Genomic DNA, 15,548 nt, shown 5'->3' on the forward strand with positions numbered 1-15,548 from the left:
CGTTTTGCCAGGAACATCGCAGGGCGTATCCTTTGTGCACAATAGTGGCGGCAAAATTGCCAACTTCCGGACGGAGGACACGTATGCAAAATCCCTTCCGGCCTTCGACAGAGGCCGAACTCCCCGCACCCAGCACCAGAGGCGCGTCGTTCCGAATAAAGAGCGGCGACCAAGTGTTCGAAGGGCGACCAGTCAATGCGCCTTGGGTCAAACACACAATCCTCGCAATGCTCGAACCGTTCGCCAAAGAAAGCGCACGGATCATGCACACCAACTTCGACAGCTTCGAACGTCGGCTATCGCACCTCGAAACAGAACTGGGGGTGACGTCGCACAAAGACGTCGGCAGCTTTCGCTCCGTCCGGCTTGGTGACGAAGATGTTTGACCAACCCCCCGACAACTGGGAACCGGAGCCGAACAAAGGCCCCCTCGAACCCGAAGACGTATCGGCATTGCTGCGCACCGCACGACAAGAGCTCGACAGGCTGCGCGAGGAGGACAAGAAATGAACAAACCACTGGAAATCAAAAGCACCAAGGTTCGCAAAGAACTGGACGTTGCCAAAGACCGGGCCATCGCGGCCAAAGCCTTCGATGTATTCGAAGCCGAACTGGACGACGCGATGCAGGCTCGGGCCGTGGTCCCGGAACTGCTGGGCCGACTGGACGCGCTCGAAAAAGCTCTGCAACGCCCGGTGCACGTCGAAGCAACAACCAAGGCTCCGGCGCAACCCAAGAAACAGCCGAACAAGATCCGAGCCTCTCGCGTTCTGGCACTGGCGGCAATCGCCGAAGCTCGGCGGTTCAGCAAGCAGATCAAACACGAAACCACGCTGGCCGAATACTACCCCGGCGACGACAACCGAAATATCCGAAAGTCGGCAGAACGACTGCTCAAGTCGGCAACCTCGGTCGGCGCAACAGTGGACGCTGGCTGGGCCGCAGAACTCACAAACCACGACATCGGCGAGTGGGTCGAACCCCTACGCGAACGGTCGATCTGGGGCCAACTCATGCAAGCCGGGGTCGCAATCCCGCTCGGGCCGAACCAGTCGCTCACGATGCCCATGCGCGGAGCAAACGCCAAAGGGTCTCTCGGCCTGTCGTTCGTCGGCGAGAAAGCCACAATCCCGGTAAAGTCCGACGTTCTCGGCTCGATCATGTTCTCCCGCCACAAAGCTGCTCTCATCACAGTTGTGTCGAACGAACTCATCGCAGTCAGCAACCCGGCAGTTCTGGACGTCATCGAAAACGACGCACTGGACGACATGGGCCTCGGGTTCGACGGAGTGCTGCTGGACCCGGCCAACGCAGCCTTGGCGGGCATCCGACCTGCCAGCCCGTGGAACGGCGCACCAAACCAAGCTTCGGCAGGGACGGATATCGCCAGCATCGTGGCAGACCTCGCATGGCTGGTCGCTACCGCAGCCACCATCCGGCCTCGTCGCCCGGTTCTCATCATGTCGAACGACCGGGTACAGCGCCTTCGTATGGCGTACGACCCCGCCAACGGAGCGTTCCCGTTCCGGGACGAAGTGGAGAACGGAACGATCATGGGCCTGCCCATCCTGTCGGCCAGCCACGTTCCTAATGACAAGGTTTACATCATCGACGCAGCAGACTTCGCTTACTGGGCCGAAACCCCGATCATCGATATCTCCCAGTCCGCAACCGTGGTCATGGTGGACGACGATGGTGTGGCGCCCACGATGGCCGACACGAACGCGGTTAACGACACTGGCGGTTCCGTCCACGTGTCGGACGCGGCAACAACGGTCCCACCGTCGGAAGTCCGGTCGATGCTACAGACCTACAGCACTGCGATGCGCATGGTTGCACCCGTCACATGGGGGACGATGCGCACCGGAACCGCAGCATATGTAACGGGAGTAAGCTGGTGACACCGACACGCAACAAGTTCGGAGTGCTGCAAGGCCAGCAGTTCGACGAAACCGAATACGACCTGCAACGGACCATCGCCAGCACAGGAATGGTGCAAATGGGGCGGTCGCAAACCCTGCACGGACGCGCCGACGACTGGTTCCCGCTGTACGCGGACCCCGGCGAAATCCCGGCACCATAGGAGGGCAGCATGTTCGAAAACACACAAGTCGCCGACCTCAAACTGGCAGTCGAACGCGACGGCAACGGACGCCTCTGCGCCGCAGTCCAGCGCACCCCCGATGGCAAGATTGTCGCCACGGCCACGGCTGGCGAGGTCACGTATCACATCCCGACCAACAAGAAGGTCAAAGAGATCATCGCACTGGCACTGGTCGGGTATTTCAACCGCATCGGGAGGCCCGCAGCATGAAGGTACAACGTACAACCGGAGGCCACGAAGGTCTGGCCTGCCAATACTCGGCTGGGGTGCTGTGCGAAGACTACAGCAAGCAGTCGACACCCCCGGCACCGAAGTCTGTCTGGGACAAGGCCGAAGCCAAACGCCGGAAGAAGGCAAAACTCGCAGGAGGCCAAGATGTCTAAACTCGTACAAGCTCGGGCTGCGCTGTTCAAAGCTGTGTCGCGCGGCGAATTCGACGAAATGCCGCGGACAGCCAAACGGAAGCTATGGGCTGCGGCCTGCAAACAGGTTGGTCACACCAAGCCAATGTACAAGTCTTCGGTGCGACCCAAGAAGACCGTCAAACCCCGGAAGTCGCGGGCCAAGCTGGTCGCGTGGGCACAGCAGGTTGCCCAGGAAGTCGAAACCAAACGGCAGCAAGAACACGAACAGCGTCACTACGACAGGTTTCCGCACTACTACACCGGGTCGCGCTGGTGATTAGTTTGGGGTCGGCTGCGTGATCGGCGGACCCCACTCCCGACCGACGGCTTGGCTCTCTGGAGGACTCAACGTCGGTCGTTCCCAGCCACCGTCCGGGTGGAACCGGCAAGTTCGGGGCATAGGTATGTGTCAGAGCGTCTGCCCCGAGCGAATTTTGAAACGGACTGGGTTGTAGCTCAACTATGTGTGGAATATGTATCGAGAATTCCAACCAACGCGTATAGTGCGTCGAAAACAGGCTAAGCATGAGCGCTCCAAACCATTTTTTAGTTTCTCTGCACCAAGAAAATCTTCAGCGTGCAATCGACTTTCTAAAGTTTGCTGAAGCAAAAAACGGCGCCGCCATCGCTTTTGCAAGCGCGCTTGTTTTAACTGCTCTTCAATTTCGAGAGAAGTTATCCAATTTTAGTTTTCTCGAATTGTTAGGTATTACATTTGCGTTGTCAGCAGGATTGGTGTCAGCGCGCAGCTTCGTGCCAAGGCTAAGCGGGAAGTCAGCGAACAAGAATCAAGACCCAAAAAAGCCGAATTTACTGTTTTTTTCCGACGTCGCTGAGATGTCGGCCAAAGACTTTCAAGAAGATTTCTTAGAACTAGCCAACTCTGAAATCGAACTTATCCATGAATATTCAGTTCAAACAGTTGCTAACAGCCAAATCGCAAAAAGCAAGATGGATCATTTCACTATCGCAGCTTTACTGTTGATAGCTGGAATGATCCTCACAACATCAGGCATAGTTTTTGAAATTTTCTCCCGAATATAAGCAGAGACTTTCCCAATGAAATTAGCTACTTTTAGAGACGAGGTCTCCGAAGAGATCCGATCCATTTTGTCGACAGACTTTGAAGTTGAAGTCGTAGAAACGGATTATGTGCCCAATTCTGGCGACCCCAAAATCACTTTTCCGAACGCTGATAGTAAAAAGCAATGCTGCAAAATGATTGAAACCTGCGTTCTTTATATCGATATTCGAAAATCCACTGAACTAAACTTGTCGCACCGCCGCGCCACAGTTGCCAAACTTTATAGTGCATTTGGACGCTCGATGACTCGAGCGGCAAGGTTCTACGGTGGACATGTCCGCGGTATAATTGGCGACAGAGTAATGGTTGTGTTTGACAAAGCGGATTGTTTCAAGGATGCAGTCAATACAGCCGTGCTAATGAACTCTATTGCAAAGTATGTACTAAACAAGGAGTTCGACAAAAATGAAATTAATTGTGGAATTGGCATAGACTACGGCAAAATGCTCGTAACAAAAGTCGGCATTGTTCGTAGAGCGCAGGAATCTTATAATTACAAAGGCTTGGTGTGGCTTGGGCGTCCGGCGAATGTTGCCTCAAAGCTTACTGACTTAGCCAACAAACCCGCGAAAACAAAATTGGAAGATTGTCTCCACGTTGGTCGCTATTACCCGAGTCTCAATGACTGGACTTGGCGGGATCAGAGTTTCGAAGGGTTTGTGGATGACCTCGAAAATATTCCTGCGTCAAATAAACTGCAACACAAGGACTCTTACTTCCGTTCTCACTTCAAAACGATACGCAGTATCGTGGAGACGCATAGCACCCCTCCAATCTTGATGACCAAAGATGTTTACGCAGGCTTCAAGAGAGACTGCCCAGAAGACAAAATCGTTAAGAACAACATGATAAAAAAGAAATCTGTCAAAACGCCCGAATACTCCGGTGATGTATTTGGAGGCGATGTATTCTTTACTGCATTTGAAGGCTAAATTTCTGATGTTTCCAGTGTTTTTAAACATTCACTGATATTGTGGTTTGTTTTGATGGCAAGCTGCAGGTGCGTTATTTGATTCCTGCCGAAGCTGCTGAAGCTGTCGAAGAATTTGGTTTAGTGCCTTTTGCTATTGTACAACAAACCTTCACCATCATCGTCCAAGACACGATCTTGTGCGGCCTGTTTCTTCTTCGTGGCGGTCGCTTGGCTGTAGCTTGGCAGGATTTGTAACTTGGTCGCCAGCTTCAGCACCTCGGCTGTAACTGCGTGAGCGTGGTCAACCTGCGGACGGTTTTTCTGCTGGCCGCTGTCGGTGGTATAGAACAACCCGTCGATGCCATCGGTCTCCAACACATCGTTTTCCCAAATGGTTAGTTCGTTCATCATGTGTACCAACTGGCAATATCGGCGCAGTAAAGGCTCATGGTGCGGTTCAAAATGACCTCGGGGTAAGCCTCTGGTCACAGTGTACCAAGTATCCACCTGCAACTGGGGCAAATCCATCGGGACTTCGACGTAATCGGGCTGCGCAACATTGTCGGCGCGTGTGTTACCAGACATATCAAGAACTCTCCTTTAAGTTGAGTGACGCCGGAAGCATAACCTTTTGCTTTGTCGCAACAAAATGGTCATTTTGAACCAGTGCGGGTGAAAGTTGGTCGCGATGAGAGCTAAGCAAAGGCCAGTGTTAGACACCTCTGGACATTTGCTGGTAAAACTTGCCTGGTCTGAGTGGTGAACCTAGGCTCCTACAGAGGTTTCTAGAATAGGCTGACGCAATGAACCAAACGGAAGAAGACAAACTTGACGCCGAGTATCTGGTACATGAAGCGGACCCTAAACGCCCATTAGAAGTTTATATTGCAAAGACATCGTCTGACACAGAACAGAAGCCAGAGCTATTTCATCGCATCATTAGCGGGATCGATATTCGTGCCAGTGAGCTTTCACTGAATGAAGGAGTTGAAACAGGTGGCGGCTGGCGTATCGAGCGCGAAACGTTCAGAGAACGCGAAGACTCTGAGAATGATCGTGTGAAATGGTACTATGAAGGAGAACCAATCGAATATCAGGACGGAACACCAATTCTTCCAAGAAATGACCACTCAATTTGTTTCGCACATACTGAACCAGTTACCAAAAAAACTGGAACCTTGCGGGGAAAGGGCGAACTACTAAACGGTCGAACGCTTGGTGTGCTGGGTATCGGCGATTTTAAAAACACGTCGGGCACAGTCACTATTGACCGCGGTTCAGTTGGCAGGCCTGCAAGGTTTGACGTCGATAATTCTGATGGCACGTTTTCTCTTTATCTAACACTGGGGCCGATTGATTTTGATCAAACCGTTCGAATGATAAATCGAACTGGTCAGTTGTACATCGAAATAGGTGATTTCGGCGACAACCCACTTTTGGTTCAACGATCAGGGACTAGTGCGTTTGACTGGGACATCTATTGGGTCCCTTACACTGGGCCGTTCAAAGCGATATACTCTCACCTCGAAACCGTGCGGGGTGATGGGCAATACTGGCACCCTTATGCAAAAGTTTATTCAGGTTCACAGTCTTTGGAAGTAGCCCGAAACTTAGAGTCGGAACCTCCGGCTGTGATCGTCAGTGATGTCCCGCAACTAACTAAATTGAACGATCAAGCAGAGTTTATCAGTGGGGAAATAACGCAAATCAAAAGGTCGGTTTCCCTTGCGTCCAAAACGATCGTAGGCGTTATATGGTTGTTGCTTGTTGTGGTTGCGGGACTGTTTTTTGGCGTTCTCTAACTAATACCGCTTCTTGGTAGCCAAATAGTGAATTCTGCATCTTTCCGCGTACTCGCGGGCAGGATCATACGTTTGCGGGATTTTGGATTAGCGTGGAGCAAAAAATCTATTAAAATCCGCACGAAAAGTAAATGCGCGGGTAGGGGCGCGCTTGGGGAGTAAACGTGTTTCTTCGTCTACTCCCCCCCGGTCTACCGTCGCCCGGCGCGTGGCCTCGGGTCGCTGGTGGGTCCTACCGGGAGGAGGACAGACACTGGTGTGCGGGTCTGTTCTGTCGCCAAACAGCACAACCACAGGAGGTGAAGACACAGCAGTGTGTTGTGGTAGGCTTATGTGTGTTGTTTGCGTCCAGTATTTTATTCGCACAACGCGAACAACGCCGTGGCACTACTCTCTCTTAGGTAGAGTGCTTACGCCCTATATAGTCTTATAGGGGAGGTAAATTAATATCTCTCTACGCAAAGATATACAGCGTTGTGCGCGTTGTGCGCGTTGTCGTGCCCCTATTTCGGGTCTTTTTTCGGCGAGACCCACTGGCCATCGACCTTCTCCTGCCCTTGTTCGAGAGCGAATTCGTCCGCTGCGGCCTTGGTTAGACGCATGCCTTCGCGCCATCTTTCGTATCCTGGGCCACCTTCTTTGCTGTTCTGCGTTGTGCGCGTTTCGGGATACTCCTTGCTTATCTCCTTGCCCATCGTTTGCTTGGTGTAGCTGCGCCAGACGCCATTGTTCTCTGCCCACAGTTCGAAGGCATCGAGCAGGGTCTGCGGTCCCACACGCACGTTTGGCCCGACCTCGCAGCAGTCTTCTACAAACGACCGGATAGGACGCATGGCCTTTTCGTTGCTGTGCAGTTCCCGCTTGTGTGTTTCGGTTTCGGTAAAGCCATTGTTGGCCACCAGCCTCTGGTACCCGACCATTGCCCAGTGGAATATCTGCTCCCGCTCGTTCCACAGCTTTTCCAGCAATCCTCGGTCTTCTTTGCCGTAGAACGACTGGCCAGTAACGAGGTACAGGAAGCGGGAGGCCAAGGTCGCCGATCCGTCGCGCAGCCCCAGTGGTTCGTTGGACAGCACGAGGAACCGAGACTTTAGGGTTCCGTCCCAGTTTGTCTTGTATTTGCGAGCAATCGACTGGTGGTCTTCGCCCGTTACCGACAGCAGAACCTCGGCCACTTTGGCGAAATTTGTGTTGTTGTCGACGCGCATGTCGGAAATAAGAGCCACTTGCCTGTTTATAAGGTTCTCTTTGCCGAATCCACCGGACAGGTCCGATGCTGTTACGGACGTCATTTGTGCGCCCAGGAACCGCTTTAGCACTCGGGCAATGGTGCCTTTCCCACTTCGCTTTGGCCCACGGATCGAGAACGCCTTCTGGAAGCTGGTGTCGGTGGTAAGCATGTAACCGAACGCTTCTTGCAGCAGAACAATCTGTGCTTCGGCTTCTTCGGTAAACACTTCCCGCAGGAAGCCCAGCCACTCCTTGGGTTCGTCGTTGGCGTCCCAAAACACCGGAACCCGGTATGGGGAAAACACAGCTTCTTTCTGCGCGACGTGCTCGCCAGTTCGGGCATTGTACACACCGTCGTTTGTAAGCACGAGGTGGCGCTGTTCTGGCACCAGAGCCTTGGGCATCGAACCGTCGACCCAGACCGGGACTTCGAGTGCGTCCTTTAGGTGGGTCTTTTGCTGTAGTGCGTACGACAGCTTTTCCACCATCGGCTTTTCGGGCACCACAGGACGGTGGGCCACCACGAGGTCCATCTCGGTTACTTCGAACACAGACCCACGCAGCCACTCCCACATTGTTTGGTCCCAGTCGTCGACGGGTACGGGTTGCCAACCCAAGTCGCGGTCGCCCTTAAAGAACTCGCCCCGGTAGTGGTACACGGACTGGTGGTCTTGGTCGTCGTCGCCGTGCCAGCGTTCGGTGCGCAGGTACTCTTCTGCGTTGGCTGGCCAGTCGGTGGGCGAAATTACGTTGTTGGGGGTCTCCAACTCTTCGGCTCGCTGCCGCAGTGCGCGTTCCCGTGCCCGCTGGTGTTCGGCAGCAATCCGTTCTTCCTCGGCTTTGCGCTTGTTGGCCAAGTCTCGGTCGATGGCCTTTTTGCTTACACCGTGGCGCTGCTTTAGTTCGTGTGCCAGCAGTTCGATATCGACTTCCGATAGCTGCGGGAACCCAACGATGCGCCACACTGCCCGGTCCAGCGACGGTTCGGTCAGCACAGCAGCCTTGGCGGGTTCGCCGTACAGCGGAGTGCCGTCGTAGTCTTCCCCGTCCGGTATGGGTTCGAGCGCGGCCTCGTATCGGGCAGGAAACTCGTCGCCCCAACGGTCTGCTAGGTCGGCAGCGTCGTAACCTTCCCTCTCTCCCTCTTCGTACGCAAACCTGTAAAACTGGGTAACGCCTTCCCTACGCAACAGGGCCAGCAGCTTGTTGCCAGCAGTGCGACCGGGGTAATCGTTGTCGAAGTTTAGGACCACACCTGTTTCTCGGAACAGGGGAGCCATCTTGTGCCACGGCGCGAGGTGGACCGACGCAGCCCCATTGAGGTTGGTAAGGCACAGGCGGTTGGGGAACTGTTCGCGCAGAACGTCGATCACCTTTTCGCCTTCGCCGACGATGGGCATCGGGCCAGTGTACCGGATTGGCGACCCGTTTACGTGGTGCCAGCGGTCCCAGCCGTACAGCAGGTCTTCGTAGGGCAGGCCCCACTCGTGCGACAGGTTGCCTTTTACCACTCGCATGGGCACGAAGATCTTGTCGTCGCCGTGCCCTAGGCGCAGCTGGTATCCGACAATGTTCTTGGTCCCCAGTTCGGTGTACGGATAGGCCGCAACCACTGGTTCGCCGTCCACCTTGCGGGGCACTGCGATGTTTTGGGCGAAGTCTTCTAGTGGTGGGATATATGCGCGTTCTGTGCTGCCAGAAATCGCGTCGTATTGTTCTTGTGTGCGTGGCATTGTCGCCCCCTTAAAATAGGCTCGGGGCTTTACTTCTACCACTGGATAAATTAAACCAGAGGTTGTAACTTTGCCCCGACTTTTTGTCGAAATTGTGGTGGGTCCTGCTGCGAACGGGACCCCCACGCTCTTCTGGGGCTGTATTCCTGTAATCGTGCATAACACACGCCGAACCACCCTTTCTTGTATGGGCGGTTTGGGGTAGGCTATGGTTGTCTGTCGGCAAGTCGAGGAACTCCTTGCTGGTGGATTTAGGACCCCCGGTTCGCGGCTGGGGGTCCTGTTATTCTGGCCCGCATAGGTTGTAAAAGATAGGGCAAGTTTTACTTAGCCTGCATCTCCCCCATCGCGTTTACGGTCACAGACACGTTGCCGATTGCGTCCACGATGTCGTCGAGCTTGGCGAGCAGCTGCCTGTCGTCCACGCCAGCAGCGAACTCCATCGCCCGCAACGCTTCGGACACCGACACCCCATGATTTTCGGCAAGGAACTTGGCCCGGACGATAGCGGCCTCCTGAGCCATGTGCCGTTGGCGCAGCTGCATCTTTAAGCGTTCGTCGCGTTGCTGTTGTTCGTAATCGTAGTTGTCTTCCATCACTTCTTCCCCTTCTTGGTTATTCGTTCCCCGGTGGCCGGGTCGAACCAGCCTCCCGGCGTCCAGTCGTCTATGTTCCCCCGCCTACACCACCCGAACCGCCACTCTGCCCCCAGCGCCGGAGGGTGTCTGTTGTCGAAGAACTCGTTCCACATCTTCGCCCGGTAACGGTCGAAATCCTCGTATCCCCACCCGTACAAACACTGGCACAGGCGGAAGGCAGACTGTTCCCGGTCGTTTCGGAAGTATTTCGCTCGGCCCATCGGTGGCTGGTATCCTGTATTCGAGGGACAATTGTGTTGGTCAGCTGGCCTTGCGAACCTTGTTGTCGCGATAGCGGCGCAACTCGGCTCCGGTGATACGCCGGGTTCGCGGCCCATACTCCCGATACGCCAGATGACCTTCCCGCATGACGATGCGCAGGTACTGAACACTGATGTTCAGCAAATCTGCGGCCTCGTCTGGTCTGTACTCCGTCTCATCAACAATCTGCGCCATATTATACTCCAAAACTGCGCTGTTAAGGCTTAGAACGGTAACGGCCTTTACTTCCCAAGTATACCCCTATACTAAAAAACATATCGATTAGAGTACAGGACTAGAGACATGATAGGAAAAAGGCAACAAGCGTTGCTGCGAGAAATCGCGGATGCCACGGACCACGAACTGAGGTTCAGGGCCGTTCACTGGCTGGTGGCGCAATACGCACCAAGGACAGAGGCTCAGATGGGCGCGCTGGCTGTAACGCTCGGGGAACTCACCGGGGCAACGGACCTCGAACCGCTGGAGAGCGTTGCAGAGGCGTGCAAGCTGTTGGCGGTGGCCTATATAGGCGGCGAAGACGGTCAAGACGCTCTGCACCCCGTTCCGAACGCCGCACGGATGGGAAAGGCAGTCGAAATACTCAACCCTCACCTGATTTGGGACTACACAGGCAAACATGGCTTCTTTCCGAATGCCAGGGACCCACTGACAGCAATCGCTGTGAGCGGGATTCACACCATCGCCGAGGGCAAGAGCATCATTCAGTGCGGATACTGCGGAAGGCATATCGTTCCCAAACGATCATCTGCCAACTGGTGTGGCCCCAGCTGCAAGAGTGGCGCGCAGTACCGGAGGAACCGTGATGGCTAGCATCAACAAAGTGTACACCAAGAAAGGCGAACCGCGTTGGCGGGTGAAATCCGAACGAACGTTGCCCAATGGCGAACGTGTTCACGCGCCTTCAGCCACTTTCCACAGTTTCAGCGAGGCCAAGGCCGAGGCTGCAAAGCGTGAACTGGTCGGGGGGACCTTCGGCAAAGGCACACTGGCCGCATATCTGATTTCTTGGCTCGAATACCGAGAGCAGATGGACCTGATCCGGCCCAGCACGGCGGTCGGGTATCGGTCGGTGATTGACGATGTGAACGCACACATCGGCACAGTGCCGCTTGCGAAAGTTTCGGTGGACGAAATTGAGTTTTGGTTGGCAGCAATGCGGGACCGGGGCGTCAGTGCGGGTTCACTGGTCAACTACAAAGCAATCCTGTCGTCAGCCCTCAACGACGCTGTTAAGTCTCGCAAGATCATCTACAACCCGTGTCAGGCCGCACGTCTGCCTAAGACCCCGCGCCACGGTGAACGTGTGGTGCCTCCACTGGAAGATGTCAGAGCGTTCCTATCGGCACTCGATCTCACAGAACACGGACTGCTGTATCGGCTCTGTGCTTTGACCGGGTTGCGCCGGGGCGAGGCAGGTGGTTTGCTTTGGGACAACGTGGACTTCGAAAACCGTCAGATTCATGTTCGCCACAACCTGACCCGAAACAAGGCCGGAGAGTGGGTATTGGGTCCACCCAAGACACCAACCAGTACCCGAACTGTTCCCCTCGTCTCGGAAGCTGTCCAGTTGCTGCGCAAGGCGCGTCTGAAGTCTGGGGGCAGCGAATACGTGTTCCCGGGCAAGAACGGCGGACCGCGTTCAATGGGTGCAGTTTCGGATGCGGGGCGACGAGCCAAGAAAAACTTGGGACTGCCGAAAGCGTTCAGCCCTGCCCACGGAATGCGCAATTTTTTCGCAACGATGATGCTGCGCAACGGGGCGGATATCCGGGTTTTACAAGGCATCATGGGACACGCTTCTCCGGAGCAAACCATGAGCTATCAGAAACCGGACAACGACGACCGGGCACAGGCGGTTTCCGCGATTGAAGGATTGCTATGAAAGCCGGGAAAACGCCGGGCGAGAAGTAAAAACCCAAGACCGTATTACGCTAACAAGGTGGGTTAACGAATATGACAACGTTGTTCCCAAATACAATTAGGCCCCAGCATCGTTGCACGACGCCAGAGCCTAAAATGATCCCGTAAGAACGCGCGCGCAGCGTTCAGCGGGAACCCAGAACCCACTTCCAGAAACTCCGGATCGCCTTGCCGCGCTCTTGATGAGCGCGCAGAATTGCCTTTTGTGCGGCAGGATTGGTCGTCATCTCGATCATGGCTTTTCCCTTCTGCTAAAGGTGAGCTTGACTTGCATTCAACATGCCTGTTGTTTTCAATAGGTACAAACGAGAGTTTTTCCGTATTCAGTTTAGAAAATCTTATGTGAAGATGAGCGACCGACTTCCCCCACTCACCGCCCTCAGGGCCTTTGACGCCGCCGCCCGCCATATGTCCTTTGCCAAGGCCGCGGACGAGTTGAACGTGACACCAGCCGCGCTGTCGTTTCAGATCAAGTCTCTGGAAGAGCATCTGGGGCAGCCGCTGTTCCGCCGATTGAACCGTGCGGTCGAGCTGACCGAGGCCGGACGAACCCTGGCTCCAGGCACGGAAAAAGGGTTTGCTGCGCTGCAGGCGGCTTGGTCGGCCACCCGCCGCCTGCAGGACAACACGACACTGACGGTGACCGCTGGGCCGGCCCTGACAGCCAAATGGCTGGCCCCCCGCCTTTACGAGTTCGCCCGCGCCCATCCCGAGATCGACCTGAGGTTTTCAGCCACGCTGCGCAATCTCGATTTCGAGCGCGACGACGTGGATGTCGCGATCCGGTTCGGGTACGGGCAGGATGACGGGCTGTATTCAGTTCCCGTGCGGCAAGAGTGGCTGACGCCTGTCATGACGCCCGAGCTTGCGGCCCGGTTTCCGACGCCGCAGGATCTGACCAAAGCACCGCTGATCCACGATGACTCGATCAACTTCCTGAATCCGCCCTGTGACTGGCCCGCCTGGTTTCGCGCGGTCGGGGTGGACTTCACGCCGACTCATGGTGCGCATTTCTCGAACGCGGATCACGCCATTGATGCCGCGGTTGCGGGTGTCGGCGTCGCATTGGGACGGCGCCCGATGATCATCAAGGATGTGATCGAGGGCCGACTGGTCATGCCCTTCAAGACCGCCATCGAAACCAAGGCCCGCTTCCGGTTCCTGTGCCGTTCGGGAGAAGAGACGCGCCCTCAGATTGCCGCCTTCCGGGATTGGTTCCTTGCAGAGATCGAAAAAACCGCGCACATATCCGACGGTCTTGAAATCATACCCGTCGAGGAAATTCCCCCCGCATGACAAAGAAACGCGCCACCGCCATCGGTTTTGTCGCCGTCCTTTTGTGGGCACTGCTGGCGCTGTTCACGGTTGGCTCGGCGCCGACCCCGCCACTTTTGCTGAACGCCATCTGCTTTACGATCGGCGGAACCCTTGGCTTGATCTGGACGTGGCGCAGCGGTGGGCTTGCGCAACTGAAACGGGTCAGTTGGAAGGTATTCGCCTTCGGCACGGTTGGCTTGTTCGGATACCACGCCCTGTATTTTTCGGCCCTGCGCATGGCACCTGCGGCCGAGGCCGGATTGATTGCCTACCTCTGGCCTTTGCTGATCGTTCTTTTTTCAGGGTTGCTTCCCGGCGAAACGCTGCGTCTGGGCCATCTGCTCGGAGCATGCCTGGGCTTCTCCGGGGCCGCGCTGATCATCACCGGTGGCGGAACCGCAGGGTTTCAGGCCGAACATCTGCCGGGCTATGCGCTGGCGCTTTTGTGCGCCCTTACGTGGTCGGGGTATTCCGTATTGTCGCGCAGGCTGGGTCAAACGCCGACCAGCTCGGTAGCAGTGTTCTGCGTGCTGACCGCCATCGCCTCGTGGATCCTGCATTTCAGCCTTGAGCAGACAGTCTGGCCACCCGACGCGCTGGCCTGGATGTCGACCGTTGCCCTGGGGTTGGGGCCTGTTGGGCTGGCGTTCTATGTCTGGGATATCGGGGTCAAGCACGGTGACATCCAGATGCTGGGCACCAGCTCTTACGCGGCACCCCTGTTGTCAACTTTGGTGCTTGTGGTCGCCGGGATCGCCACGCCATCCTGGACGCTGGCGATCGCGGCATTGCTTGTTACCGGCGGCGCTGCAATCGCGGCACGCGCCAGCCTGCGACATTAAGCCGACAGGCGTTCAATCTCTTCCTTCAGCTTCAGCTTCTTCTTTTTGAGTTGAGCGATGTGGAGATCGTCGATACCGGGCGAGCGCTGGGCTTGTTCCACTTCGAGACTGAGGATTTCGTGCTTCTTCTTCAGTTCCGTCAGATGTGCGCTTACGCTCATGGCGATCCTCCTTCTGAGTTTCTGAATATCACATGGGAAGTTGATCACATCATTTCCAGCCTGTCACGCTGCAGACGCTCGGATTCTTGTTCAAATCCGACAATTTCGGCTGGTCATTGCCTATCGGGCGTCCGGCCAGGGCATTGGTCGGCCCACGCGCAGGATGCCAGATACCATGTCGGTATAGCTCTCGCCGTCCCTTTCATGGCGGTCACCGCTGTGGAGAATCAGCGGCGCATGCAATCGAAAATCCGCGCGCCCGCCCTTGCGCGCCCGCAGGATCAGCAACTCGGCCCTGCGCCCCATGCGCGGCGCGATGGGCAGAACCTCTACCGAGCCCAACCGACCCACGCAGGCCGTCAGCATGTCGGGCAAGCGTTCCGCGCGCTGGATCATGTGCAAGTACCCGCGCGGTGCCAGCCTGCGCGCTGCCGCATCAAACCAGTCGGACAGCGGCGTCTGCTCGCTCAGTGCCGTTCGCCGACCAGCATCGACGGCCGCGCTATGTGCACCGGGCCGATAATAGGGCGGGTTTGCGATCACGTGGTCGAAGTTCTGCTGACGCAGATCAGTCGGCATATTGGACAGGTCGGCCACGTGAACGGACAGATCAATCTCGTTGCATTGCGCGTTTCTTGCGGCCAGATCGCCATAGTCGGCCTGAAGCTCGACCCCAGTCGAGCGCAGACCAGGTACGCGGGTCGCGAGACAAAGAACCGCAGCACCCGCCCCGCAGCCCAGCTCCAGCACCGACTGCCCGGCTTTGGCCGGAACTGCGGCAGCAAGCAGCACCGGATCGATACCGGCGCGATAACCGTCACGCGGCTGCCACAGCTTTAGGCGGCCACCCAGAAAGTCGTTGCAAGTCAGCGCGCTGTCAGGAAACCCGGTCATTTTCCCAGCGGAATGTCATTGTCACGCATCACCCGCTCTGCCCGCTCGAGGTCATCGGTCCGAACCATGAGGCGGCGCGGAAAGATTCCGATGCCTCCCTCGAGGACGCTCATATTTACGTCCATCTCAAAGCAGTCTATATCCTCGCCCTCAAGAAGAGCGGATGCAAAGGCGATGATGGTCGGATCAGTGCTGCGCAGAAGTTCTTTCATGGGGATGGATGT

Annotated in this window: 21 protein-coding genes; 14 read left to right on the forward strand and 7 right to left on the reverse strand. The window is 56.1% G+C overall.

The features are described from left to right. Positions 1-83 precede the first annotated feature (83 nt). The 9 genes from ACR0NB_RS14130 to ACR0NB_RS14170 all read left to right on the forward strand — a co-directional run bounded on the left by ACR0NB_RS14130 (position 84) and on the right by ACR0NB_RS14170 (position 4,524). Positions 84-386: a hypothetical protein gene (locus ACR0NB_RS14130; protein WP_480776009.1), complete on the forward strand. Its 303-nt coding sequence runs from the start codon at positions 84-86 to the stop codon at positions 384-386. Next, positions 379-510 (forward strand): hypothetical protein, encoded by a 132-nt coding sequence (locus ACR0NB_RS14135; RefSeq protein WP_480776010.1) that lies wholly within the window; start codon positions 379-381, stop codon positions 508-510. The genes ACR0NB_RS14130 and ACR0NB_RS14135 overlap by 8 nt, the downstream gene beginning before the upstream one ends. Further along, positions 507-1,901 (forward strand): phage major capsid protein, encoded by a 1,395-nt coding sequence (locus ACR0NB_RS14140; RefSeq protein ID WP_480776011.1) that lies wholly within the window; start codon positions 507-509, stop codon positions 1,899-1,901. The genes ACR0NB_RS14135 and ACR0NB_RS14140 overlap by 4 nt, the downstream gene beginning before the upstream one ends. Beyond that, on the forward strand, positions 1,898-2,083 hold the full coding sequence (locus ACR0NB_RS14145; protein ID WP_480776012.1) for a hypothetical protein: 186 nt from the start codon (positions 1,898-1,900) through the stop codon (positions 2,081-2,083). Before ACR0NB_RS14140 ends, ACR0NB_RS14145 begins: the two co-directional genes overlap by 4 nt. A gap of 9 nt (positions 2,084-2,092) precedes the next feature. Beyond that, positions 2,093-2,314 (forward strand): hypothetical protein, encoded by a 222-nt coding sequence (locus tag ACR0NB_RS14150; RefSeq protein WP_480776013.1) that lies wholly within the window; start codon positions 2,093-2,095, stop codon positions 2,312-2,314. Continuing rightward, a complete protein-coding gene (locus ACR0NB_RS14155) occupies positions 2,311-2,487 on the forward strand; it encodes a hypothetical protein (protein WP_480776014.1) in 177 nt (58 codons plus the stop codon). Before ACR0NB_RS14150 ends, ACR0NB_RS14155 begins: the two co-directional genes overlap by 4 nt. Beyond that, on the forward strand, positions 2,480-2,785 hold the full coding sequence (locus ACR0NB_RS14160) for a hypothetical protein (protein ID WP_480776015.1): 306 nt from the start codon (positions 2,480-2,482) through the stop codon (positions 2,783-2,785). Before ACR0NB_RS14155 ends, ACR0NB_RS14160 begins: the two co-directional genes overlap by 8 nt. Before the next feature lie 248 nt (positions 2,786-3,033). Next, entirely contained in the window at positions 3,034-3,552 is a 519-nt protein-coding gene (locus ACR0NB_RS14165; RefSeq protein ID WP_480776016.1) for a Pycsar system effector family protein, read from the forward strand. Positions 3,553-3,567: 15 nt separating this feature from the next. Continuing rightward, positions 3,568-4,524: an adenylate/guanylate cyclase domain-containing protein gene (locus ACR0NB_RS14170; protein WP_480776017.1), complete on the forward strand. Its 957-nt coding sequence runs from the start codon at positions 3,568-3,570 to the stop codon at positions 4,522-4,524. Positions 4,525-4,643: 119 nt separating this feature from the next. Here ACR0NB_RS14170 and ACR0NB_RS14175 read toward each other — a convergent pair whose 3' ends face one another. Continuing rightward, complete coding sequence (locus tag ACR0NB_RS14175; protein WP_480776018.1) at positions 4,644-5,090, reverse strand: hypothetical protein; 447 nt, start codon at positions 5,088-5,090, stop codon at positions 4,644-4,646. A gap of 218 nt (positions 5,091-5,308) precedes the next feature. Here ACR0NB_RS14175 and ACR0NB_RS14180 point away from each other — a divergent pair, with 218 nt between their 5' ends. Then, positions 5,309-6,307: a hypothetical protein gene (locus ACR0NB_RS14180; protein ID WP_480776019.1), complete on the forward strand. Its 999-nt coding sequence runs from the start codon at positions 5,309-5,311 to the stop codon at positions 6,305-6,307. A gap of 503 nt (positions 6,308-6,810) precedes the next feature. Here the strand turns inward: ACR0NB_RS14180 and ACR0NB_RS14185 are convergent. The 3 genes from ACR0NB_RS14185 to ACR0NB_RS14195 form a co-directional block, all read right to left on the reverse strand. Next, entirely contained in the window at positions 6,811-9,270 is a 2,460-nt protein-coding gene (locus tag ACR0NB_RS14185) for a DUF5906 domain-containing protein (RefSeq protein WP_480776020.1), read from the reverse strand. A gap of 323 nt (positions 9,271-9,593) precedes the next feature. After that, positions 9,594-9,866 (reverse strand): hypothetical protein, encoded by a 273-nt coding sequence (locus ACR0NB_RS14190; protein ID WP_480776021.1) that lies wholly within the window; start codon positions 9,864-9,866, stop codon positions 9,594-9,596. Between the two features lie 303 nt (positions 9,867-10,169). After that, entirely contained in the window at positions 10,170-10,364 is a 195-nt protein-coding gene (locus tag ACR0NB_RS14195; protein ID WP_480776022.1) for a helix-turn-helix domain-containing protein, read from the reverse strand. Between the two features lie 108 nt (positions 10,365-10,472). Here ACR0NB_RS14195 and ACR0NB_RS14200 point away from each other — a divergent pair, with 108 nt between their 5' ends. From ACR0NB_RS14200 to yddG, 4 genes are all read left to right on the forward strand, one after another. Then, entirely contained in the window at positions 10,473-11,000 is a 528-nt protein-coding gene (locus ACR0NB_RS14200; protein ID WP_480776023.1) for a hypothetical protein, read from the forward strand. After that, on the forward strand, positions 10,993-12,072 hold the full coding sequence (locus ACR0NB_RS14205; protein ID WP_480776024.1) for a tyrosine-type recombinase/integrase: 1,080 nt from the start codon (positions 10,993-10,995) through the stop codon (positions 12,070-12,072). The genes ACR0NB_RS14200 and ACR0NB_RS14205 overlap by 8 nt, the downstream gene beginning before the upstream one ends. A gap of 386 nt (positions 12,073-12,458) precedes the next feature. After that, a complete protein-coding gene (locus tag ACR0NB_RS14210) occupies positions 12,459-13,406 on the forward strand; it encodes a transcriptional regulator GcvA (RefSeq protein ID WP_170461014.1) in 948 nt (315 codons plus the stop codon). Next, complete coding sequence (yddG, locus tag ACR0NB_RS14215) at positions 13,403-14,269, forward strand: aromatic amino acid exporter YddG (RefSeq protein WP_480776025.1); 867 nt, start codon at positions 13,403-13,405, stop codon at positions 14,267-14,269. Before ACR0NB_RS14210 ends, yddG begins: the two co-directional genes overlap by 4 nt. On the opposite strand, the gene ACR0NB_RS14220 is transcribed toward yddG, so the two are convergent. The 3 genes from ACR0NB_RS14220 to ACR0NB_RS14230 form a co-directional block, all read right to left on the reverse strand. Continuing rightward, positions 14,266-14,430: a YdcH family protein gene (locus ACR0NB_RS14220; protein WP_170342251.1), complete on the reverse strand. Its 165-nt coding sequence runs from the start codon at positions 14,428-14,430 to the stop codon at positions 14,266-14,268. The two genes, yddG and ACR0NB_RS14220, sit on opposite strands and share 4 nt — an antisense overlap. A gap of 120 nt (positions 14,431-14,550) precedes the next feature. Next, the gene (locus tag ACR0NB_RS14225) at positions 14,551-15,324 is read right to left on the reverse strand and encodes a tRNA1(Val) (adenine(37)-N6)-methyltransferase (RefSeq protein WP_480776026.1); all 774 of its coding nucleotides are present in this window, start codon (positions 15,322-15,324) and stop codon (positions 14,551-14,553) included. Then, a complete protein-coding gene (locus ACR0NB_RS14230; protein ID WP_480632388.1) occupies positions 15,321-15,536 on the reverse strand; it encodes a putative signal transducing protein in 216 nt (71 codons plus the stop codon). Before ACR0NB_RS14230 ends, ACR0NB_RS14225 begins: the two co-directional genes overlap by 4 nt. Between the last annotated feature and the right edge of the window lie 12 nt (positions 15,537-15,548).

Source organism: Ruegeria sp. CG3, assembly GCF_056537205.1.

Excerpts from the sequence above, each read along its gene's own strand:
- ACR0NB_RS14130 (WP_480776009.1), top strand. The coding sequence starts at position 84 with ATGCAAAATCCCTTCCGGCCTTCGACAGAGGCCGAACTCCCCGCACCC.
- ACR0NB_RS14135 (WP_480776010.1), top strand. The coding sequence starts at position 379 with ATGTTTGACCAACCCCCCGACAACTGGGAACCGGAGCCGAACAAAGGC.
- ACR0NB_RS14140 (WP_480776011.1), top strand. The coding sequence starts at position 507 with ATGAACAAACCACTGGAAATCAAAAGCACCAAGGTTCGCAAAGAACTG.
- ACR0NB_RS14150 (WP_480776013.1), top strand. The coding sequence starts at position 2,093 with ATGTTCGAAAACACACAAGTCGCCGACCTCAAACTGGCAGTCGAACGC.
- ACR0NB_RS14155 (WP_480776014.1), top strand. The coding sequence starts at position 2,311 with ATGAAGGTACAACGTACAACCGGAGGCCACGAAGGTCTGGCCTGCCAA.
- ACR0NB_RS14160 (WP_480776015.1), top strand. The coding sequence starts at position 2,480 with ATGTCTAAACTCGTACAAGCTCGGGCTGCGCTGTTCAAAGCTGTGTCG.
- ACR0NB_RS14165 (WP_480776016.1), top strand. The coding sequence starts at position 3,034 with ATGAGCGCTCCAAACCATTTTTTAGTTTCTCTGCACCAAGAAAATCTT.
- ACR0NB_RS14170 (WP_480776017.1), top strand. The coding sequence starts at position 3,568 with ATGAAATTAGCTACTTTTAGAGACGAGGTCTCCGAAGAGATCCGATCC.
- ACR0NB_RS14175 (WP_480776018.1), bottom strand. The coding sequence starts at position 5,090 with ATGTCTGGTAACACACGCGCCGACAATGTTGCGCAGCCCGATTACGTC.
- ACR0NB_RS14180 (WP_480776019.1), top strand. The coding sequence starts at position 5,309 with ATGAACCAAACGGAAGAAGACAAACTTGACGCCGAGTATCTGGTACAT.
- ACR0NB_RS14185 (WP_480776020.1), bottom strand. The coding sequence starts at position 9,270 with ATGCCACGCACACAAGAACAATACGACGCGATTTCTGGCAGCACAGAA.
- ACR0NB_RS14190 (WP_480776021.1), bottom strand. The coding sequence starts at position 9,866 with ATGGAAGACAACTACGATTACGAACAACAGCAACGCGACGAACGCTTA.
- ACR0NB_RS14195 (WP_480776022.1), bottom strand. The coding sequence starts at position 10,364 with ATGGCGCAGATTGTTGATGAGACGGAGTACAGACCAGACGAGGCCGCA.
- ACR0NB_RS14200 (WP_480776023.1), top strand. The coding sequence starts at position 10,473 with ATGATAGGAAAAAGGCAACAAGCGTTGCTGCGAGAAATCGCGGATGCC.
- ACR0NB_RS14205 (WP_480776024.1), top strand. The coding sequence starts at position 10,993 with ATGGCTAGCATCAACAAAGTGTACACCAAGAAAGGCGAACCGCGTTGG.
- ACR0NB_RS14210 (WP_170461014.1), top strand. The coding sequence starts at position 12,459 with ATGAGCGACCGACTTCCCCCACTCACCGCCCTCAGGGCCTTTGACGCC.
- yddG (WP_480776025.1), top strand. The coding sequence starts at position 13,403 with ATGACAAAGAAACGCGCCACCGCCATCGGTTTTGTCGCCGTCCTTTTG.
- ACR0NB_RS14220 (WP_170342251.1), bottom strand. The coding sequence starts at position 14,430 with ATGAGCGTAAGCGCACATCTGACGGAACTGAAGAAGAAGCACGAAATC.
- ACR0NB_RS14225 (WP_480776026.1), bottom strand. The coding sequence starts at position 15,324 with ATGACCGGGTTTCCTGACAGCGCGCTGACTTGCAACGACTTTCTGGGT.
- ACR0NB_RS14230 (WP_480632388.1), bottom strand. The coding sequence starts at position 15,536 with ATGAAAGAACTTCTGCGCAGCACTGATCCGACCATCATCGCCTTTGCA.